General features: G+C 56.0%; 15 protein-coding genes. 14 read left to right on the top strand and 1 reads right to left on the bottom strand.

The genetic code is table 11. The annotated features are described in order from the left end of the window. The first annotated feature begins 58 nt into the window (after window positions 1-58). The 8 genes from HJD22_RS06670 to sixA all read left to right on the top strand — a co-directional run bounded on the left by HJD22_RS06670 (window position 59) and on the right by sixA (window position 8,079). A complete protein-coding gene (locus HJD22_RS06670) occupies window positions 59-400 on the top strand; it encodes a YkvA family protein (protein WP_208655055.1) in 342 nt (113 codons plus the stop codon). 126 nt (window positions 401-526) lie between these two features. Further along, entirely contained in the window at window positions 527-2,431 is a 1,905-nt protein-coding gene (htpG, locus tag HJD22_RS06665; RefSeq protein WP_208655056.1) for a molecular chaperone HtpG, read from the top strand. 183 nt (window positions 2,432-2,614) lie between these two features. Continuing rightward, complete coding sequence (locus tag HJD22_RS06660; protein WP_248730143.1) at window positions 2,615-3,400, top strand: glucosaminidase domain-containing protein; 786 nt, start codon at window positions 2,615-2,617, stop codon at window positions 3,398-3,400. A gap of 195 nt (window positions 3,401-3,595) precedes the next feature. Continuing rightward, complete coding sequence (locus HJD22_RS06655) at window positions 3,596-4,723, top strand: NAD(P) transhydrogenase subunit alpha (RefSeq protein ID WP_208655058.1); 1,128 nt, start codon at window positions 3,596-3,598, stop codon at window positions 4,721-4,723. Beyond that, window positions 4,720-5,061 (top strand): NAD(P) transhydrogenase subunit alpha, encoded by a 342-nt coding sequence (locus HJD22_RS06650; RefSeq protein ID WP_208655059.1) that lies wholly within the window; start codon window positions 4,720-4,722, stop codon window positions 5,059-5,061. Before HJD22_RS06655 ends, HJD22_RS06650 begins: the two co-directional genes overlap by 4 nt. After that, complete coding sequence (locus HJD22_RS06645; RefSeq protein WP_208655060.1) at window positions 5,058-6,443, top strand: NAD(P)(+) transhydrogenase (Re/Si-specific) subunit beta; 1,386 nt, start codon at window positions 5,058-5,060, stop codon at window positions 6,441-6,443. Before HJD22_RS06650 ends, HJD22_RS06645 begins: the two co-directional genes overlap by 4 nt. Before the next feature lie 96 nt (window positions 6,444-6,539). Then, the gene (locus HJD22_RS06640; protein WP_208655061.1) at window positions 6,540-7,607 is read left to right on the top strand and encodes an NAD(P)H-dependent glycerol-3-phosphate dehydrogenase; all 1,068 of its coding nucleotides are present in this window, start codon (window positions 6,540-6,542) and stop codon (window positions 7,605-7,607) included. Next, window positions 7,600-8,079, top strand: coding sequence for a phosphohistidine phosphatase SixA (sixA, locus tag HJD22_RS06635; protein ID WP_208655062.1), 480 nt, complete (start codon window positions 7,600-7,602; stop codon window positions 8,077-8,079). The genes HJD22_RS06640 and sixA overlap by 8 nt, the downstream gene beginning before the upstream one ends. 54 nt (window positions 8,080-8,133) lie before the next feature. Here the strand turns inward: sixA and HJD22_RS06630 are convergent, their stop codons facing one another. After that, entirely contained in the window at window positions 8,134-9,081 is a 948-nt protein-coding gene (locus HJD22_RS06630; RefSeq protein WP_208655063.1) for an AEC family transporter, read from the bottom strand. A 230-nt stretch (window positions 9,082-9,311) separates the two neighbouring features. Between HJD22_RS06630 and kdgD the strand changes: the two genes are divergently transcribed. From kdgD to garD, 6 genes are all read left to right on the top strand, one after another. Then, window positions 9,312-10,223 (top strand): 5-dehydro-4-deoxyglucarate dehydratase, encoded by a 912-nt coding sequence (gene kdgD / locus HJD22_RS06625; protein ID WP_208655064.1) that lies wholly within the window; start codon window positions 9,312-9,314, stop codon window positions 10,221-10,223. A 34-nt stretch (window positions 10,224-10,257) separates the two neighbouring features. Then, window positions 10,258-11,217 (top strand): tripartite tricarboxylate transporter substrate binding protein, encoded by a 960-nt coding sequence (locus tag HJD22_RS06620; RefSeq protein WP_208655065.1) that lies wholly within the window; start codon window positions 10,258-10,260, stop codon window positions 11,215-11,217. A 64-nt stretch (window positions 11,218-11,281) separates the two neighbouring features. Continuing rightward, window positions 11,282-11,788 carry a tripartite tricarboxylate transporter TctB family protein gene (locus HJD22_RS06615; protein ID WP_208655066.1) on the top strand — a complete coding sequence of 169 codons (507 nt, stop codon included), beginning with the start codon at window positions 11,282-11,284 and terminating at the stop codon, window positions 11,786-11,788. A gap of 10 nt (window positions 11,789-11,798) precedes the next feature. Further along, window positions 11,799-13,292, top strand: a complete 1,494-nt coding sequence (locus tag HJD22_RS06610) for a tripartite tricarboxylate transporter permease (protein ID WP_208655067.1) — start codon at window positions 11,799-11,801, stop codon at window positions 13,290-13,292. Between the two features lie 52 nt (window positions 13,293-13,344). Further along, window positions 13,345-14,283, top strand: a complete 939-nt coding sequence (locus HJD22_RS06605; RefSeq protein WP_208655068.1) for a 2-hydroxyacid dehydrogenase — start codon at window positions 13,345-13,347, stop codon at window positions 14,281-14,283. Between the two features lie 237 nt (window positions 14,284-14,520). Then, on the top strand, window positions 14,521-16,083 hold the full coding sequence (garD, locus tag HJD22_RS06600; protein ID WP_208655069.1) for a galactarate dehydratase: 1,563 nt from the start codon (window positions 14,521-14,523) through the stop codon (window positions 16,081-16,083). The last annotated feature ends 25 nt before the right edge of the window (window positions 16,084-16,108 follow it).

Genomic DNA, 16,108 nt, shown 5'->3' with positions numbered 1-16,108 from the left:
TGCTCTCGCTCCGGCGCGTGCTACGCTCAAGGACATCGACCATTCGAGGAGCGATTGCATGGCAAAGGGATCTAGCTGGATGATCTGGAGCCGATTGCGACGGCGGGTCTGGGCGTTTCGTCGGATCGGGCGTGCCTTGCGCCTGTTCGTGCCGATGACGCGGGATGTGGTGATGGGCCGCTACCGGCCGATACCCTGGTCGGCGTTTGGCTGGATGGCGCTGGCGCTGGCTTACCTGCTGATGCCCTTCGATCTCATCCCCGACTTCATCCTGCTGATCGGCCTTCTGGACGACGTGGTCATCGTCGGTTTCCTGCTGACACGTATCGATCGGCGTCTCGCCGAGTATAGAGCGTGGAAGGAGGGGGCTGTACCGGACCCCGACTCGCTGAACTCCTAGCCACGATACGCAAGCGGAGTGCTTGAAAAGCGTCGCGACAGCCCCATATTTCGATCACGTTACCTACTCCGGTATGCGCCGTGTGCGCATACCACTTTTGATTGCGATTCGATGAGGGCTTGCTCCATGTCAACCGCCACCCATGAAGAAACCCTGGGTTTTCAGACCGAAGTCAAACAGCTACTGCATCTGATGATCCATTCCCTCTACTCCAATCGGGAGATCTTCCTGCGTGAGCTGATTTCCAACGCTGCCGATGCCTGCGACAAGCTGCGCTATCAAGCGCTGGACAACGATGCACTCTATGAAGGTGACAGCGATCTGCGCATCGAGATCGAGCACGATGCCAAGGCCGGCACCGTCACGCTGCGCGACAGCGGCATCGGCATGGACCGTGACGAGGTGATCAAGAATCTGGGCACCATCGCCCGCTCCGGTACGGCGGAGTTCCTCAAGCAGCTCTCAGGCGAACAGCAGAAGGATGCCCGGCTGATCGGCCAGTTCGGGGTGGGCTTCTATTCCGGTTTCATCGTCGCCGACGAAGTGGTCGTGCGCACCCGCCGTGCCGGCACTGCTGCTAGCGAAGGGGTCGAGTGGCGCTCCAAGGGGGAGGGCGAGTTCACCATCGCCGAGATCGAGAAGGCCGAGCGTGGCACCGAGATCGTTCTGCACCTCAAGAAGGATGCCAAGGAGTTTGCCGACGAATTCCGCCTCAAGGGCCTGGTACGCAAGTACTCCGATCATATCGAAGTGCCGGTTCGCATGCCCAAGGTAGAGGCTGCCCGGGACGAGGAGGGCAAGGAGATCGAGGGCAGCGAGACGACCTCCTGGGAGACCGTCAACGAAGCCACTGCGCTTTGGGTACGTCCCAAGGGCGAGGTCAGCGACGACGAATACAAGGCTTTCTACAAGCATGTGGCGCATGATTTCAATGATCCGCTGGCCTGGAGTCACAACAAGGTGGAGGGCAAGCTCGAGTACACTAGCCTGCTCTACGTGCCGGGGCGTGCGCCCTTCGATCTCTATGAGCGTGACGGCGCCCGTGGTCTCAAGCTCTATGTGCAGCGTGTCTTCATCATGGACGATGCCGAGCAGTTCCTGCCGCTCTACCTGCGTTTCATCAAGGGTGTAGTGGATACTCGGGACCTGTCGCTCAACGTCTCCCGTGAACTGCTGCAGCAGGACCCGCAGGTCGACAAGGTGAAGGCGGCACTGACTAAGCGCGCGCTGGACATGCTCAAGAAGCTGTCCAAGGATGGCGAGCAGTACCAGACCTTCTGGAACACCTTCGGCAGCGTGTTGAAGGAGGGGCCGGCGGAGGACTTCGCCAATCGTGACAAGATCGCCGCCCTGCTGCGTTTCGCGACCACCCACACCGATAGCTCGACGCAGGACCAATCGCTGGCCGGCTACGTGTCGCGCATGAAGGAGGGGCAGCAGAAGATCTACTATATCGTCGCCGACAGCTTCAACGCGGCCAAGCACAGCCCGCATCTAGAGATCTTCCGCAAGAAGGGCATCGAGGTGCTGCTGCTCTCCGAGCGTATCGATGAGTGGTTGATGAGTCATCTCACCGAGTTCGACGGCAAGGCCTTTGTCGATATCGCCAAGGGCGAGCTGGATCTTGGCGAGATCGAAGGCGAGGAAGAGAAGAAGGCCCAGGAGGAAACGGCCAAGGCCAAGGAGGAGCTGGTCAAGCGCGTCAAGGAGGCGCTTGGCGAGGAGGTACAGGAGGTCAAGGTGACCCACCGCCTCACCGACTCTCCTGCCTGCGTGGTGCTGCCCGAGCATGAGATGGGTTTCCAGATGCGGCGCATCATGGAAGCGGCGGGACAGAAGGTGCCGGAGGTCAAGCCGATTCTCGAGCTCAATCCCGGGCATGCTCTGGTGGCACGCCTCGAGTCGGTAAGCGAGAAGCGCTTTGCGGACCTGGCGCGCATCCTTCTCGACCAGGCGATTATCGCCGAGGGCGGTCATCTCGACGATCCGGCGGCCTATGTCAAACGGCTTAATGCCTTCTTGACTGCCTGACCGAGATTAGCCACCACTAACCCTGCAGGCAGCGCATGCCGGCAGGGTTTATTTTTTCATGTTCAAAAAATGCTTAGTCCCTGGCATGATTACTGCTAGTCTTGGTCATCTTTTCACGGATCGACGACGATGCGCCCGATCAAATCATGCCTTGATTTCAAGCTGGCCCGTTTCAAACAGTGTATGACGACCTTCCTGGCTGCCGGCATGGTGGCTGGCATCATTGCCGCTCCGCTGCTGGCGGACGCCTTCGAATCCCACGTGGCGGCCATACCCCCAGCGTTCGATGCGCTGGAGGCTTTCAACGATCTCGACCCCATTGCCGAACTTCCCGACCTGCGCGGTGTACCGGCCGGTCCCAAACGCAAGGCGGCATTTCTCAACCTGCTGGTACCGCTCGTCGAAGCCGAAAACGCGCGAATCGCCGCCAAGCGGGACTGGCTCATGGCCGCTCAGGAGCGCGATCTTACTCTCGATGAGGCCGAGCGTGAGCGCCTGGCAGAGCTGTGCGAAAGCTATCGCCTCGAGTGCCGTGGCCAGGGCATTGATGAGCGTCTACTGAGACGTGTCGATACCTTGCCCCTGGAACTCGTCGTGATCCAGGCTGTCGAGGAGTCCGGCTGGGGAACCTCGCGCTTCGCGCGTCAGGGCAACAATCTGTTCGGTATTCGCTGTTTCAGCGATGACTGTGGCCTGGGTCAGCAGGGTAGCGGTCGCCGCTACCAGGCTTTCGACAGTGTTCAGGAGGCAGTGAGAAGCTACATGCACAACCTCAACACTCACCGCGCCTATGAACGGCTGCGCGTCGCCCGTGCCAACATGGCATCTCAAGGAGCGGTGAGTGCCGAAGCGCTGATCGATACGCTCGACAACTATGCCGTGCGTGCCGACTATCAGGATGTGTTGCTGGCACTATTGCGCACCAATAGCGAGCTGATCAGACGGCATCGCTCCGACGATACGGCCTGAGTTCAACGTCCGTCAGTGCTTTTCTTTTCTGGCGCCACTTTCGAGTGGCGCCATTCTTTTGCATGGGCGATGGAGTTTCAGGTTGCTTTTTATTGAGTTTGTTAAAGACTGAACGGGCTTGTTCGTGAATTACAAATATAAAACGCAGGTGCGTCGGCTTCGGCAGCGCTTGTAGAGCACAAGGAATCGCAGCTCATGTTGAGAATCGTGGTCCCGAAGGAGGAGCAGGTCGGAGAGCGCCGCGTAGCGCTCGACCCGGCAACGGCCGTTCGTTTTGCCCGGGCCGGTTGTGACGTCATCATTGCGCAGGGCGCCGGGGAAGGGTCCCACTTTCCCGATAGCGCATACGCCGATCCCTTGAAGGTGACTTCGCGCGACCAGGCATGGGCTATGGTCGACGCACTGCTAAGCGTACGCGTCCCGAGACTGGAGGCGATCGAGGCGCTTCCCGATGGCTGTCTTGTGGTGGGGCTGCTGTCAGCCCACAACCACCTCGCCCAGGTCGAGGCGTTTCGCCGCAAGCGAATCACGGCGCTGGCCATGGAGCTGGTTCCACGCATCTCGCGGGCACAAAGCATGGATGCGCTCTCTTCTCAGGCGGCGGTGGCCGGCTATCACGCGGCGCTTCAGGCCGCCGAGAATGCCTCGGTCTTCTTTCCCATGCTGACCACAGCCGCCGGCACCGTACGTCCCGCCAAGGTCGTGGTGATCGGGGCCGGTGTTGCCGGGTTGCAGGCGATTGCCACAGCCAGGCGGTTGGGTGCGCAGGTGGAGGCCTATGACATCCGTGCCGCCGCTCGCGAGCAAGTAGCCTCCTTGGGCGCCAAAATGATCGAAACCGGCGTCGATGCCTCCGGCGAGGGTGGCTACGCTCGCGAATTAACCGAGGAGGAGAAGGCCACTCAGGCTGAAGCCCTGGCCAAACATCTGGCTCAGGCGCATGCGGTGATTTCCACGGCAGCGATTCCCGGTCGCGTTTCACCCAGGATCATTACTCAGGAGATGGTCGAGCGCATGAGGCCCGGCGCGGTGATTATCGATCTGGCCGCCGAAGGGGGCGGTAACTGTGAGCTGACGCAGCCCGGCGAGACAATCGAGCACCAGGGAGTGCGGATTATCGGTCCTCTTGATGTGGCGTCACGATTGGCCGTGCATGCCAGCGAAATGTACGCCCATAATTTATTCAACCTGCTCTCGCCCTTCATTTCGGAAGGGGAGCTCAAGCTCGATTTCAACGATGCCGTGATCGGGCCTATGTGTCTGACACGTGATGGTCAGGTGGTCAACGAATCATTGCGTACCCGGATGGAGGACGCCTCATGATCGAAGGACTCGCTGCACTCTATATCGTCATGCTGGCCGCTTTCGTCGGTTATGAAGTCATCTCCCGAGTTCCTGTCATTCTGCATACGCCGCTGATGTCGGGCTCCAACTTCGTTCACGGCATCGTGGTGGTCGGTGCCATGGTGGCGCTGGGCCAGGCGGAAACCGCTGGCCAGCAGCTGATTGGTTTCATTGCCGTGGTATTGGGCGCCGGCAATGCCGTAGGAGGGTATTTCGTCACCGAGCGCATGCTCGAGATGTTCAAGGGCTCCGACAAGGATAAGCGAGGTGGTGCGGCCGACAAGCCCAAGGCCAGCGCCGAGGAGGGCAAGCCATGAGTGCACTGATCGAAACCAGCTATTTCGCCACGGCAGTGCTGTTCATCCTGGGATTGAAGCGCATGTCGCATCCAACAACGGCGCGCGAGGGGGTGATCTGGGCCGGCTACGGCATGATCCTCGCCACGGTGGTGACCTTCCTGCATCCCGATATTCGTGGGCAGTATGCCCTGATGCTCCTGGCACTGCTACTGGGCGGCGGGGTGGCATGGTGGAGCGCCAAACGTATCGCAATGACCGACATGCCGCAGATGATCGCTATCTACAACGGCATGGGCGGTGGCGCGGCCGGTGGTATTGCGGCGGTGGAGTTGATGCGGGTGGCCAACGACCCGCTACTCGCTCAGGTGCATGGGCCTTTGGCGTTATGGCTGGGGGTTGCCGGTGCGTTGATCGGTAGTGTGGCGTTCACCGGGTCGGTCATTGCCTGGGCCAAGCTCGACGGCCGACTCAACACGGCCGTGCGCTACGCCAATCAACAACGCATTACCCTGGCGGTACTGTTGGTCACACTACTGCTCGGCGCCTGGGTGGCCTCGGCAACGCCGGGCGCTTTCGTGTTGCTGTTGTTCTTCATTCTGGCACTGGTGCTGGGTGTGCTGGTGGCGCTTCCTATCGGTGGCGCCGACATGCCGGTGATCATTTCCCTGTTCAATGCCCTGACCGGCCTGGCCGTCGCCATGGAGGGGTTCGTGCTGCACAACGCGGCAATGATCATTGCCGGGACGGTGGTGGGCGCTGCCGGAAGTCTGCTCACCCTGTTGATGGCTAAGGCCATGAACCGCTCGCTGGCCAGCATTCTGTTCAAGCAGTTCGGCACGGTGCAGGGTGAGGCAAGCGAAATCGAGGGCAGTATCAAGGATGTCGGTCCGATGGACGCCGCCATACAGCTGGCGTATGCCGACCGCGTGATCATCGTGCCCGGGTATGGCCTGGCAGTGGCCCAAGCCCAGCATAAGGTCTGGGAGATGGTCGAGCTGCTTCAGGAGCGCGGTGTCGAAGTGCGCTTCGCCATTCATCCGGTGGCCGGGCGCATGCCGGGACATATGAACGTGCTGTTAGCCGAAGCGGGCGTTCCCTATGATCTGATCGAGGATCTCGATGAGATCAACAGTGACTTCGACACCACCGACGTGGTGCTGGTGATTGGCGCCAACGATGTGGTCAATCCGGTGGCCAAGCATGACCCGCAAAGCCCGCTGTACGGCATGCCGGTACTCAACGTCGATGAGGCCAGGAGTGTACTGGTGGTCAAGCGTGGGCAGGGGGCTGGCTTCTCCGGGGTGGAGAATCATCTGTTCTATCTCGATAACACACGCATGGTCTACGGCGATGGTCAGAAGGTGATCGGGGAGATGGTCGCTGCGATCAAGACGCTTTAACGCCCAGACCGGACAGGGCGGCAACACGAAGGGAGGCATTTCGAGCTCCCTTCTTTTCGTTACAATACCCCTCTCATTTCTGCCAACGGATTGATCATGACCGATAACCGCTCGAGGGTCGCAGTGCTCGGTGGAGGAAGTTTCGGCACCGCCCTTGCCAGCATCGCCGCCGACAACGGCGCTGAGGTTCGGCAATGGATGCGCGATGAAGTGCTGGCCGACGAAATCAACCGTGACCATCGCAACAGTCGCTACCTACCCGATTACGCCATCAATCCAGCGGTGATGGCCTCAGCGCAGCTGCAACACGTGCTTGATGGCGCCGAGCTGGTCCTGGTGGCCATCCCCTCCAAGGCATTTCGTGAAGTGGTGCGACAGGCGCGCCCCTATCTCAAGCCCGAGCAGATCCTGGTCAGTACCACCAAGGGGATCCAGGAGGAGGGCTTCAAGATGATGAGCGAGATCCTCGAGGAGGAGACGGGCTTTCCTCATGTCGGGGTGCTCTCCGGCCCCAACCTGGCCTCCGAGGTTGCCCAGAAGCAACTGACAGCCACCGTGATCGCCAGTGATGACCCGATCACGCGCGCGAGAGTCCAGACGGCACTCGGCTGCGACTACTTTCGCGTCTATGCCAGCAATGACCGTTACGGCGTTGAGCTTGGTGGCTCGCTGAAGAATATCTATGCGATTGCCGCTGGCATGGCGGCGGCACTGGGCATGGGGGAGAACACCCGCAGCATGCTCATGACCCGAGCCCTGGCCGAGATGAGTCGCTTCGCCGTCGCCCAGGGGGCTAATCCCATGACCTTCCTCGGCTTGTCCGGGGTAGGCGACTTGATCGTGACCTGCTCGTCGAACTTGTCGCGCAACTACCGGGTCGGCTTCGCGCTGGGGGAGGGGCGCACACTCGACGAGGCGGTCGCCGCGCTTGGCCAGGTCGCCGAAGGGGTCAATACCGTCCGCCTCGTGCGTGACAAGGCACGCGCCGACGGCGTCTACATGCCGCTTGCCGAAGGTCTCTACCAAGTACTGTTCAATGGCGTGCCGGCACGCGAGATGGCCAGGATGCTGATGCAGGGCGAGCAGAGCAGCGATGTCGAGTTCACCCTGTCACGCGAGGAGGTCAAACGCGAGCATCGGCGCGAGGAGAAAAGGGATGAGTGATCTATTATGGATCATGCGTCACGGCGAGGCCGCGCCCGGCTTTCCTGACCATGAACGGGAGCTGACCGAGCGAGGCCGTCAGGAGGTGGCGCGCATGGCGCAGTGGCTTGCCTGTCAGCTTGACCACTTGAACGTTCCCCGGGTCGTGGCGAGCCCCTATCGCCGGGCGCAACAGACCGCGGCCATTATCGCTAGGCGCCTGGGCACTCCGGTCACGACGCTCGATTGCATCACCCCCGACGATGCCATCGAGACGGCCATCGAGTGGTTGCAGGGCCAAGCCACACAGACACCGATGCTGCTGGTCAGCCATATGCCCTGGGTCGGTGTCATGACGTCGCGCCTGACCGAGGGGGAGCGCGCTCACGGCATCGGCTTTCCCACGGCGGCGATTGCCAGGCTCGAGGCGGAAGTATGGGCACCGGGGTGCGCCACGCTGCGTGAGTTCCAGACGCCAGGCTCGCTTGGCTGAAGGTACGATCAAGCGAATGGTGTCGTGACGTCTCAGGCCATCAGGGCGAATGAACTAGATGAGCGACAGTACCTGAAGCAGGAATACGCCGGCGGTCACGGTCACGCTGGCCATCAGGGTGCTGATGGCGATGATGTTGGCCGCAAGCTTGGCGTTGCCCCCCATCGCCTTGACCATGACGAAGCTGGCCGCCGCACTAGGGCTTGCGAAGAACAGGAACAACAATCCCAGCTCCGGCCCGGAGAACCCCACCAGCCAGGCGAGCGCGGTGGCCGCCAGCGGCAGAAATACCATCTTCATCAGGCTGGCGCTCATGGCGCTACCATTGTCATTGCGTAGCGCGCTTATCGACAGGGTTGCGCCTATGCAGATCAGCGCCAGCGGCAGCGTGAGCGAGGCAAAGTACTCTCCCGATGTCATGACCCAGCCCGGTAGCGTGATACTCAATAGTGCCAGGGGTAGGGCGACGAGTACCGAAAGGATCAAGGGATTATGAACGATATGCGCGATGATGCTGCGCCAGTTTGTACGCTGACCCGGTTGATAGGCCGACAGCACGATGACCGACAGAACGTTGTAGCTGAGGATGACCACACCAATCAGTAGACCCGCCGCCGAGAGTCCCGCCGTTCCATACATGCTCGCCGCCAATGCCAGGCCGACAATTCCGCCATTGCCCCGAAACGACCCCTGAACGTATACGCCACGATCCTCATAGGGCACCCGCCAGGCCGCCCAGCACCAAGCCATGAAAAAAGTCATCAGTGTTGCCAAGGTAAAGAAACCCAGCAGACGCGGGTTGAAGGCCACGCTCAGATCGGCCTTGATGATGCTCAGGAAGATCAAGGTCGGCATGGTTGCCCTGAACACCAGTGACGAGGCGGTCGCAATGAAGGCCTGATCGATCCAGCCGGCTCGCTTGAGTGCGATACCAATAAAGACCATGGCAAACACCGGCAGCGTCACTTCCAGAGTGCCGAGAAAAACTTCAATAAGATTCATTGCTTTGCTGGCTCCCGGCGGCCTGCGGAACGAGTGATGGCGAGTAGATTCGCTAGCGCTTGATTATTCTACTTTGGTCAAAATTTACCATAGGGCGCTTGCCCTCATTCTCTCTGCCTCTTAGTTTGTTATTTGTATGATGTATTACATAGAGGTCAAGAGCTTCGATCTTCCCATTTTACGACGGCGCAGGTGGCCGTTTGGCGGCGGCACTGGCAAGAGGAATCAGCGTGAAATTTTCAAGAGATGCGGTAGTAAAGGCGATTGGCGATGGGCTGCTCTCCTTCCCTATCACCGACTTCGATCAGGATGGCAAGTTCGATAGCGAAAGCTATCGCCGACGTCTCGAGTGGTTCGTCAGCCACGAGATATCTGCAGTCTTCGTTGCCGGTGGTACGGGGGAGTTCTTCAATCTCACACTCGATGAGTATCGCGAGATTGTCAGTGTGGCGGTTCAGGCCGTGGACGGCAGGATGCCGGTGATCGCCAGTGCCGGCCTTAGTGTCGAAACGGGCAAGGCGTTCGCGCAGGCGGCTCAGGAAGCTGGTGCCGACGGCATCCTGCTGATGCCGCCCTATCTGACAGAATGTCCGCAGGATGGTCTGGTCGAGTATGCCGCTCAGATCTGCGAGGCAACCGAACTCAACGTCATCTATTACAACCGTGGCAACGGCATCATGAATGCCGAGTCGGTCCAGAAGCTGGCCGACAGCTGCCCCAACCTGATTGGCTTGAAGGATGGAAAGGGTGACATGCAGGCACTCAATACCATCATCAAGACGGTGGGAGATCGGCTGGTATACGTAGGCGGTGTTCCCACTGCCGAAATATTCGCAGAAGCCTATCTCTCGATAGGCGTCAATACCTACTCCTCCGCCGTATTCAACTTCGTGCCGGAAATGGCAGTGAAGTTCTACAAGGCGCTGCGCAACGGCGACAGCGCGATAGTTAAACAGATCACCAATGATTTCTTCATCCCTTTTGTGGACCTGCGAGACCACAAGGCGGGCTATGCCGTCAGCCTGATCAAGGCCGGTGCGGCAATCATCGGCAGGCCGGCGGGCGACGTAAGAGCGCCACTGGAAATGCCGAAGCGCGAAGAGTATCAGATGCTCGAAGCGCTAATTGAGAAAGTAAAATAGCTATAATCCAAACGACCAGCTCATGAGGTGACATATGAAAAAGACAATTATCGCACTCTCTGTGGCCTCAGCCACTTTTGGTTTTTTACAGGCAGTACTTGCTGATGATAATTATCCTGGCAAGCCCATCCAAGTGATTGTTCCGGTGAATCCTGGTGGTGATACAGATCTGAATGCAAGAGTATTTTCTAAATACTTAGAAGAAGAACTTGATACCTCAATGGTAATCGTAAATGTTGGCGGTGGTGGCGGTACCGTCGGCATGCGCCGCGTGATGGAATCACAGCCTGACGGCCATACCGTGCTTTTCTTTCATGGTGAGGGGATGGTGCCCAAGCTGGCTGGTCTGGTTGACTTCGGTCTCGAGACTTTTCAGATGGTGGCCACCGCTATTGTGGATGACACAACCGTGCTAGCTACCCACAAAAGCGCACCATATACGACCATGGATGAGTTGGTCGAATATGCCCAAGAAAACCCGGGTAACATTGAGTTTGGCATGATGACAGGGGGGTACCCTCATCTTATAGGGGTGGCCCTTGAACAAGAACTCGATGTCGAACTTAATCTTGTTGATGTGGGCGGTAATGCCGCCAAAATTGTCGCCTTAAGGGGTGGGCACACTGATTTGATCAACGTCCAGTATGGCCTGGTAAAGGATTATTTTGAGTCTGGCGACTTTATCAATCTTGGTCTTCTGTCCACGCAGAGAAATCCGATGTTTGAAGATGTCCCTACTGCAGAGGAACAAGGGTACCCACTCGAATTCAATAAATTCTTCTATTTCGCCATGCCGAAGGATACGCCGATATCTGTCGTAGAGAAGTTTTCTTCGGCAGTTGAGAAGGTAATAGAGAACCCTGAATATCAAGAAGAGGCAGCAACCCATTACCTCTATCCTACTTATATGGACCCCGAGGCCGCTACACAATACGCTGAGCAACAGTACGAAGAAATGCTTCAGTATCAAGAGTTCTTCTTAAATAATCATTGATCATGATCACGGCGCTCTAAAAAAGCAAGGGGCGCCGTGGTGGATTTGTTAAGGAGTGCTTGTCATGTTTATCGGAAAAGGTCAGCAACAGCGTGACGTGATAACAGGGTGCCTATTACTGGCATTGTCAGGAGCATTGTTTTGGGCCAGTAAAAATATTAAAGACTTTGCCTCTATTGGCGTTGGTGCGGATTTTATGCCCCTGTTGACTGCGTTACTGTTCCTGATTGTGGGACTGTTAATGGTGAGTGCACCATTGTGGCAGCAGGTGGTTGAACCCTCAATAGGACTAACAGTAGAAGTCGAGGGGGCGGAAAGGGTGATATTTGGTGGAATTCCGGCCGTCATGATGAGCATCGTCCTGATGTTGGGTTACCTGTTGTTCCTAGATAAAATAGGTTTTCTTCTGGCTTCTGCTGTTTACGTATTCGTTCAGATACAGATATTGGTCAAGGGAGAGAGGCGGCGGCACTTTCTGTTCGTCTTGGTTTCGGTGCTCGCGGCATTAATATCCTACTATTTATTCGTTCATCTTTTTGATATCAGCCTTCCGACAGGAATCCTGGGATAGGAGAGTCACGATGATTATTGATGCAATCCTGTCTGTTTTAACATTTCAAACCATTTTTTTCATTGTTGGTGGCACAGTTCTTGGGATCGTCATTGGCTCAATTCCTGGCCTCACCGTCACTATGGGGGTGGCATTATTTCTGCCGGTTACTTTTGTGATGACCCCTATCGATGGTCTGTCGTTACTTATGGGCCTTTATATTGGTGGAACATCAGGTGGATTCATATCGGCAATACTGTTGAACATTCCGGGGTCACCAGCGGCGATAGCGACAACTTTCGACGGTTACCCCATGGCCGCCCGGGGGGAAGCTGGAAGGGCATTATCGGTCTCAATTCTCTGTTCCTTCTTTGGCGGAGTATTCAGTCTCGCTGTGCTTTTCAGTATCTCGCCAGTACTTGCTGAAGTTGCCCTCAGATTCGGGCCTTATGAGTACTTTGCCATTGCCTTGTTCTCCTTGACGTTAGTGGCAGGCCTTAGTGGTGATTCTCTGACACGTGGTATGGCATCAGCAGGGCTAGGACTAGTCGTTTCCTTTGTAGGTATGGCCCCAGTTACGGCTTACCCTCGACTCACCTTTGGTTTTTCCCAGCTCGATGGCGGTATTGCCCTCTTGCCTGCTCTTATTGGGTTGTTTGCAGTAGCACAAATACTCGAGGAAGCTGAGTCCAGACAAAGGCATGAGCCATTTCACGCTAGAAGCTACAGCTTGCGTCAAATGGGCTTTTCCTTACGCGGCGGTATGTCGCATTCCGTGAACTGGTTGCGATCATCACTAATCGGCACAGGCATCGGCATCCTGCCAGGTTTGGGCGGAGCAGTCTGCAATATTCTGGCCTACGGCGCGGCAAAAAAATATTCAAAACAACCCGATAAGTTTGGTACTGGTATTACGGATGGCATAGTAGCTAGTGAGTCATCAAATAATGCATCGACGGGTGGGGCATTGGTTCCGTTGATGACGCTCGGTATTCCGGGGGATAACACAGCTGCAATTTTGTTGGCAGGGTTCATGATTCATGGCATCACCCCGGGCCCGATGCTGTTTGAGACACATGGAATGCTGGTATATGGAATTTTTACGGCACTCGTGATTGCTAATATCGTTATGCTGATTGCAATGTTCGCCTTCATGCGTGGGTTTGTCCGTGTCCTGTCGGTGCCAAAGCATATTCTCCTGCCAGTGATAATGACGCTGTGTGTCATAGGCTCTTATGGGATCAATAACCGTCTGTTCGATGTGGGCTGCATGCTGGCGTTTGGAGTTTTGGGATGGCTTATGAAAAAGGCTTCAATGCCTATCACTCCCTTGTTGCTGGGTTTCATCCTCGGTCCAATTATAGAGGTCAATTTGCGGCGAGGACTAATGAGAACGCAGGGCGACTTTACACCCTTTATAACTGAACCTATTTCCGGTGTCATCTTGGCAATAGCTCTAGGTGTGATAGTTGTCACGGCTGTGCGTAACTTTAAGAAAATAAGGCGTGGCAGTGTGCCGGTATAATTTTAATGATTGATTTTATACAAGATTAATTCTTTAATATAAGGGGCGTGTCATGAAATATAAGGTGCTTCAGTTGTGCCCGCTTTCTCCCAAGCTGGATAGTGAGTTGGCTGAATCCTTTACCATTTACCAGTGGTGGGATGAATCAAACCCTGAGGCGTTCTTGAAAGAGCACGCGGCATCCATAGATGGAATAGCGACAGCTGCACCAGTTGGTGTACCAAACGACCTGGTGAGCGCTCTACCTAACCTTCAGGTCATTTCCTGTCGAGGTGTCGGAATGGATAAAATCGATCTTGAAAACGCGCGACAACGTGGTGTTCAAGTCAGCGGTAGTTTTGGCATGCTAAGTGACTGTGTCGCCGACATGGCGTTTGCTCTTCTCCTCGATGTGGCACGAGAGGTGAGTGCAGCAGATCGCTACGTCCGTGGGGGGAAATGGCTGAAAGACCGGTATCCGTTGACAACTCGCGTAAGTGGGAAGCGTTTGGGCATCGTGGGTCTCGGTGAAATTGGTGCCCTAGTCGCAAAGCGAGCTCAAGGATTCGATATGGAGATTGGCTACTCTAGCCGGAACCCTATCAAGGGCAGTCCTTATCGTTTCGAAGCAAGGATAGAGGGCTTGGCCAGTTGGTGTGATTTTCTAGTCGTGACCGTAGCCGGTAATCCCAGTACAAAAAACCTGATTTCCGGATCCGTCCTCGAAGCACTTGGCCCGGACGGCTACCTAATCAATGTGTCTCGAGGCTTCGTTGTAGATCAGGAGGCACTCATCAAGTCGCTACGTAATCGCCGTATACGTGGGGCTGGGTTGGATGTATTTACCGATGAGCCACATGTTCCAGAGGCGCTTATAAATGTGGACAACGTCGTTCTGTCTCCGCATATGGCTAGTGGTACCGTCGAGACTCGGAGGGATATGGAGAGTCTTGTTTTGCAAAATTTAAAAAGTTTCTTTACAGATGGAAGAGTTAAGACGCCAGCCATATGACAATGAAGCAATCACTTTTCTAGGTGCTGTAGTGTTTTTTCGATCGCCGTGTGCCTTTCTTTGGTGTTAGGGGGAATTATATATGGTTCTTAGCGTTTCTTAGTAGTGTCTAGCATTGTGTTAATATGAAAATTTTTATATATAAATTATTATTGATTTTGATCGGTGCTGGGATTGAATTGATGCAATAAGCAAGGGTTGCTGATAGTTTAATTATAATACATGGGGCGTGAAACGATGATGAAGTCGAGATCGAGAATCATTAAAATACATCCCGATGATAATGTCGCTATTGTGGTGGAGGCGGGGGGGCTGCCAGAAGGCACTGCACTGGATGATGGGCTGGTTGTCAGGACGACAATACCGCAAGGTCATAAGGTGTCTCTTGCCGATATCGCCACCGGCGAAAACATTTTTCGCTACGGAGAGGTGATTGGCACAGCGGTGAGCGCGATCTCGCGCGGGGATCATGTCAACGAGCACAACGTGCGATTGCCGATGGCTCCGTCTCTTCAGAGCTTACCTTTCGCGGCGCGTCCTGTGCCTGAGCCGGCAACGCTCAAGGGCTATACCTTTGAGGGGTTTCGTAATCCAGATGACAGCGTTGGTACGCGGAATGTACTAGGAATTACTACCAGTGTTCAGTGTGTTGCCGGTATCGTCAATTACGTGGTGGAACGGATCAGGCGTGAGTTGTTGCCACGCTTTCCCAATGTGGATGATGTCATAGGCCTCAACCACACTTATGGTTGCGGTGTAGCCATCAATGCACCGGCTGCCATCGTGCCTATTCGGACATTGAAGAACATCACGCACAATCCGAATTTCGGAAATGAATTGATGGTTATCGGTCTTGGTTGTGAAAAATTACCACCTTCGACTTTGGTCGATGATCAGCCAGTAAGGATCTATGAGAATACCCAGGCGGCGGATGCCGATGCCAACGTGTTGAGCCTGCAAGACGACTCCTTCCAAGGCTTCGGAGATATGGTCGGCGGCATCATGGCCATGGCTGAACGCCATCTGGAGCGCTTGAACCGTCGTCAGCGAGAAACGTGCCCTGCTTCAGAGTTAGTGGTGGGTATGCAATGTGGAGGCAGTGATGCTTTCTCAGGTGTGACGGCAAACCCTGCTGTTGGGTATGCAACCGACTTGATCGTGCGTGCTGGTGGTAGCGTTATGTTCTCGGAGGTAACCGAGGTTCGCGATGCTATTCACTTGCTCACACCACGGGCGTTAAACGAAGAGGTAGGGAACGCCCTTATCGAGCAAATGCAGTGGTACGACGACTATCTTTCTCAGGGGCAAGCGGACCGCAGTGCTAATCCTTCACCAGGAAATAAGCGTGGTGGACTAAGTAATGTCCTTGAGAAGGCTTTGGGGTCGGTTATCAAGTCCGGCACATCTCCTATCGTCGATGTCATTGGCCCCGGCGAGCGGCTACGCCGCAGAGGATTAACCTTTGTAGCGACACCGGCAAGCGATTTCATTTGTGGCACCTTGCAGCTAGCCGCCGGGATGAACCTTCATGTGTTCACTACTGGCAGGGGGACTCCCTATGGTCTGTCGATGGTGCCCGTGCTCAAAGTCGCATCCAACACAGCTCTTGCTCGGCGTTGGCACGACTTGATTGACCTAGATGCTGGACGTATCGCCTCCGGACAAGCCTCGATAGAAGACATGGGGTGGGAGCTGTTTCACTTGATACTCGAGGTGGCGAGTGGCAGGCAGCAGGCAGCGGCTGACAGGCTGGGTATCCACAATGATCTGGTGCTATTCAATCCGGCTCCGGTGACTTGAGCCTGTTTGACTTTGTGAATTTATG

This window comes from Halomonas sp. TA22 (assembly GCF_013009075.1).
Taxonomy (GTDB): Bacteria; Pseudomonadota; Gammaproteobacteria; order Pseudomonadales; family Halomonadaceae; genus TA22.
Note: the sequence above shows the minus strand (reverse complement) of the source record. Positions and strands in the feature narration are given on the sequence as shown.

Coding starts and splice junctions, on each gene's coding strand:
- HJD22_RS06615 (WP_208655066.1), top strand. CDS start 11,282: ATGTTTATCGGAAAAGGTCAGCAACAGCGTGACGTGATAACAGGGTGC.
- HJD22_RS06620 (WP_208655065.1), top strand. CDS start 10,258: ATGAAAAAGACAATTATCGCACTCTCTGTGGCCTCAGCCACTTTTGGT.
- htpG (WP_208655056.1), top strand. CDS start 527: ATGTCAACCGCCACCCATGAAGAAACCCTGGGTTTTCAGACCGAAGTC.
- HJD22_RS06660 (WP_248730143.1), top strand. CDS start 2,615: ATGACGACCTTCCTGGCTGCCGGCATGGTGGCTGGCATCATTGCCGCT.
- HJD22_RS06645 (WP_208655060.1), top strand. CDS start 5,058: ATGAGTGCACTGATCGAAACCAGCTATTTCGCCACGGCAGTGCTGTTC.
- sixA (WP_208655062.1), top strand. CDS start 7,600: ATGAGTGATCTATTATGGATCATGCGTCACGGCGAGGCCGCGCCCGGC.
- HJD22_RS06605 (WP_208655068.1), top strand. CDS start 13,345: ATGAAATATAAGGTGCTTCAGTTGTGCCCGCTTTCTCCCAAGCTGGAT.
- HJD22_RS06610 (WP_208655067.1), top strand. CDS start 11,799: ATGATTATTGATGCAATCCTGTCTGTTTTAACATTTCAAACCATTTTT.
- HJD22_RS06640 (WP_208655061.1), top strand. CDS start 6,540: ATGACCGATAACCGCTCGAGGGTCGCAGTGCTCGGTGGAGGAAGTTTC.
- HJD22_RS06655 (WP_208655058.1), top strand. CDS start 3,596: ATGTTGAGAATCGTGGTCCCGAAGGAGGAGCAGGTCGGAGAGCGCCGC.
- HJD22_RS06630 (WP_208655063.1), bottom strand. CDS start 9,081: ATGAATCTTATTGAAGTTTTTCTCGGCACTCTGGAAGTGACGCTGCCG.
- HJD22_RS06650 (WP_208655059.1), top strand. CDS start 4,720: ATGATCGAAGGACTCGCTGCACTCTATATCGTCATGCTGGCCGCTTTC.
- garD (WP_208655069.1), top strand. CDS start 14,521: ATGATGAAGTCGAGATCGAGAATCATTAAAATACATCCCGATGATAAT.
- HJD22_RS06670 (WP_208655055.1), top strand. CDS start 59: ATGGCAAAGGGATCTAGCTGGATGATCTGGAGCCGATTGCGACGGCGG.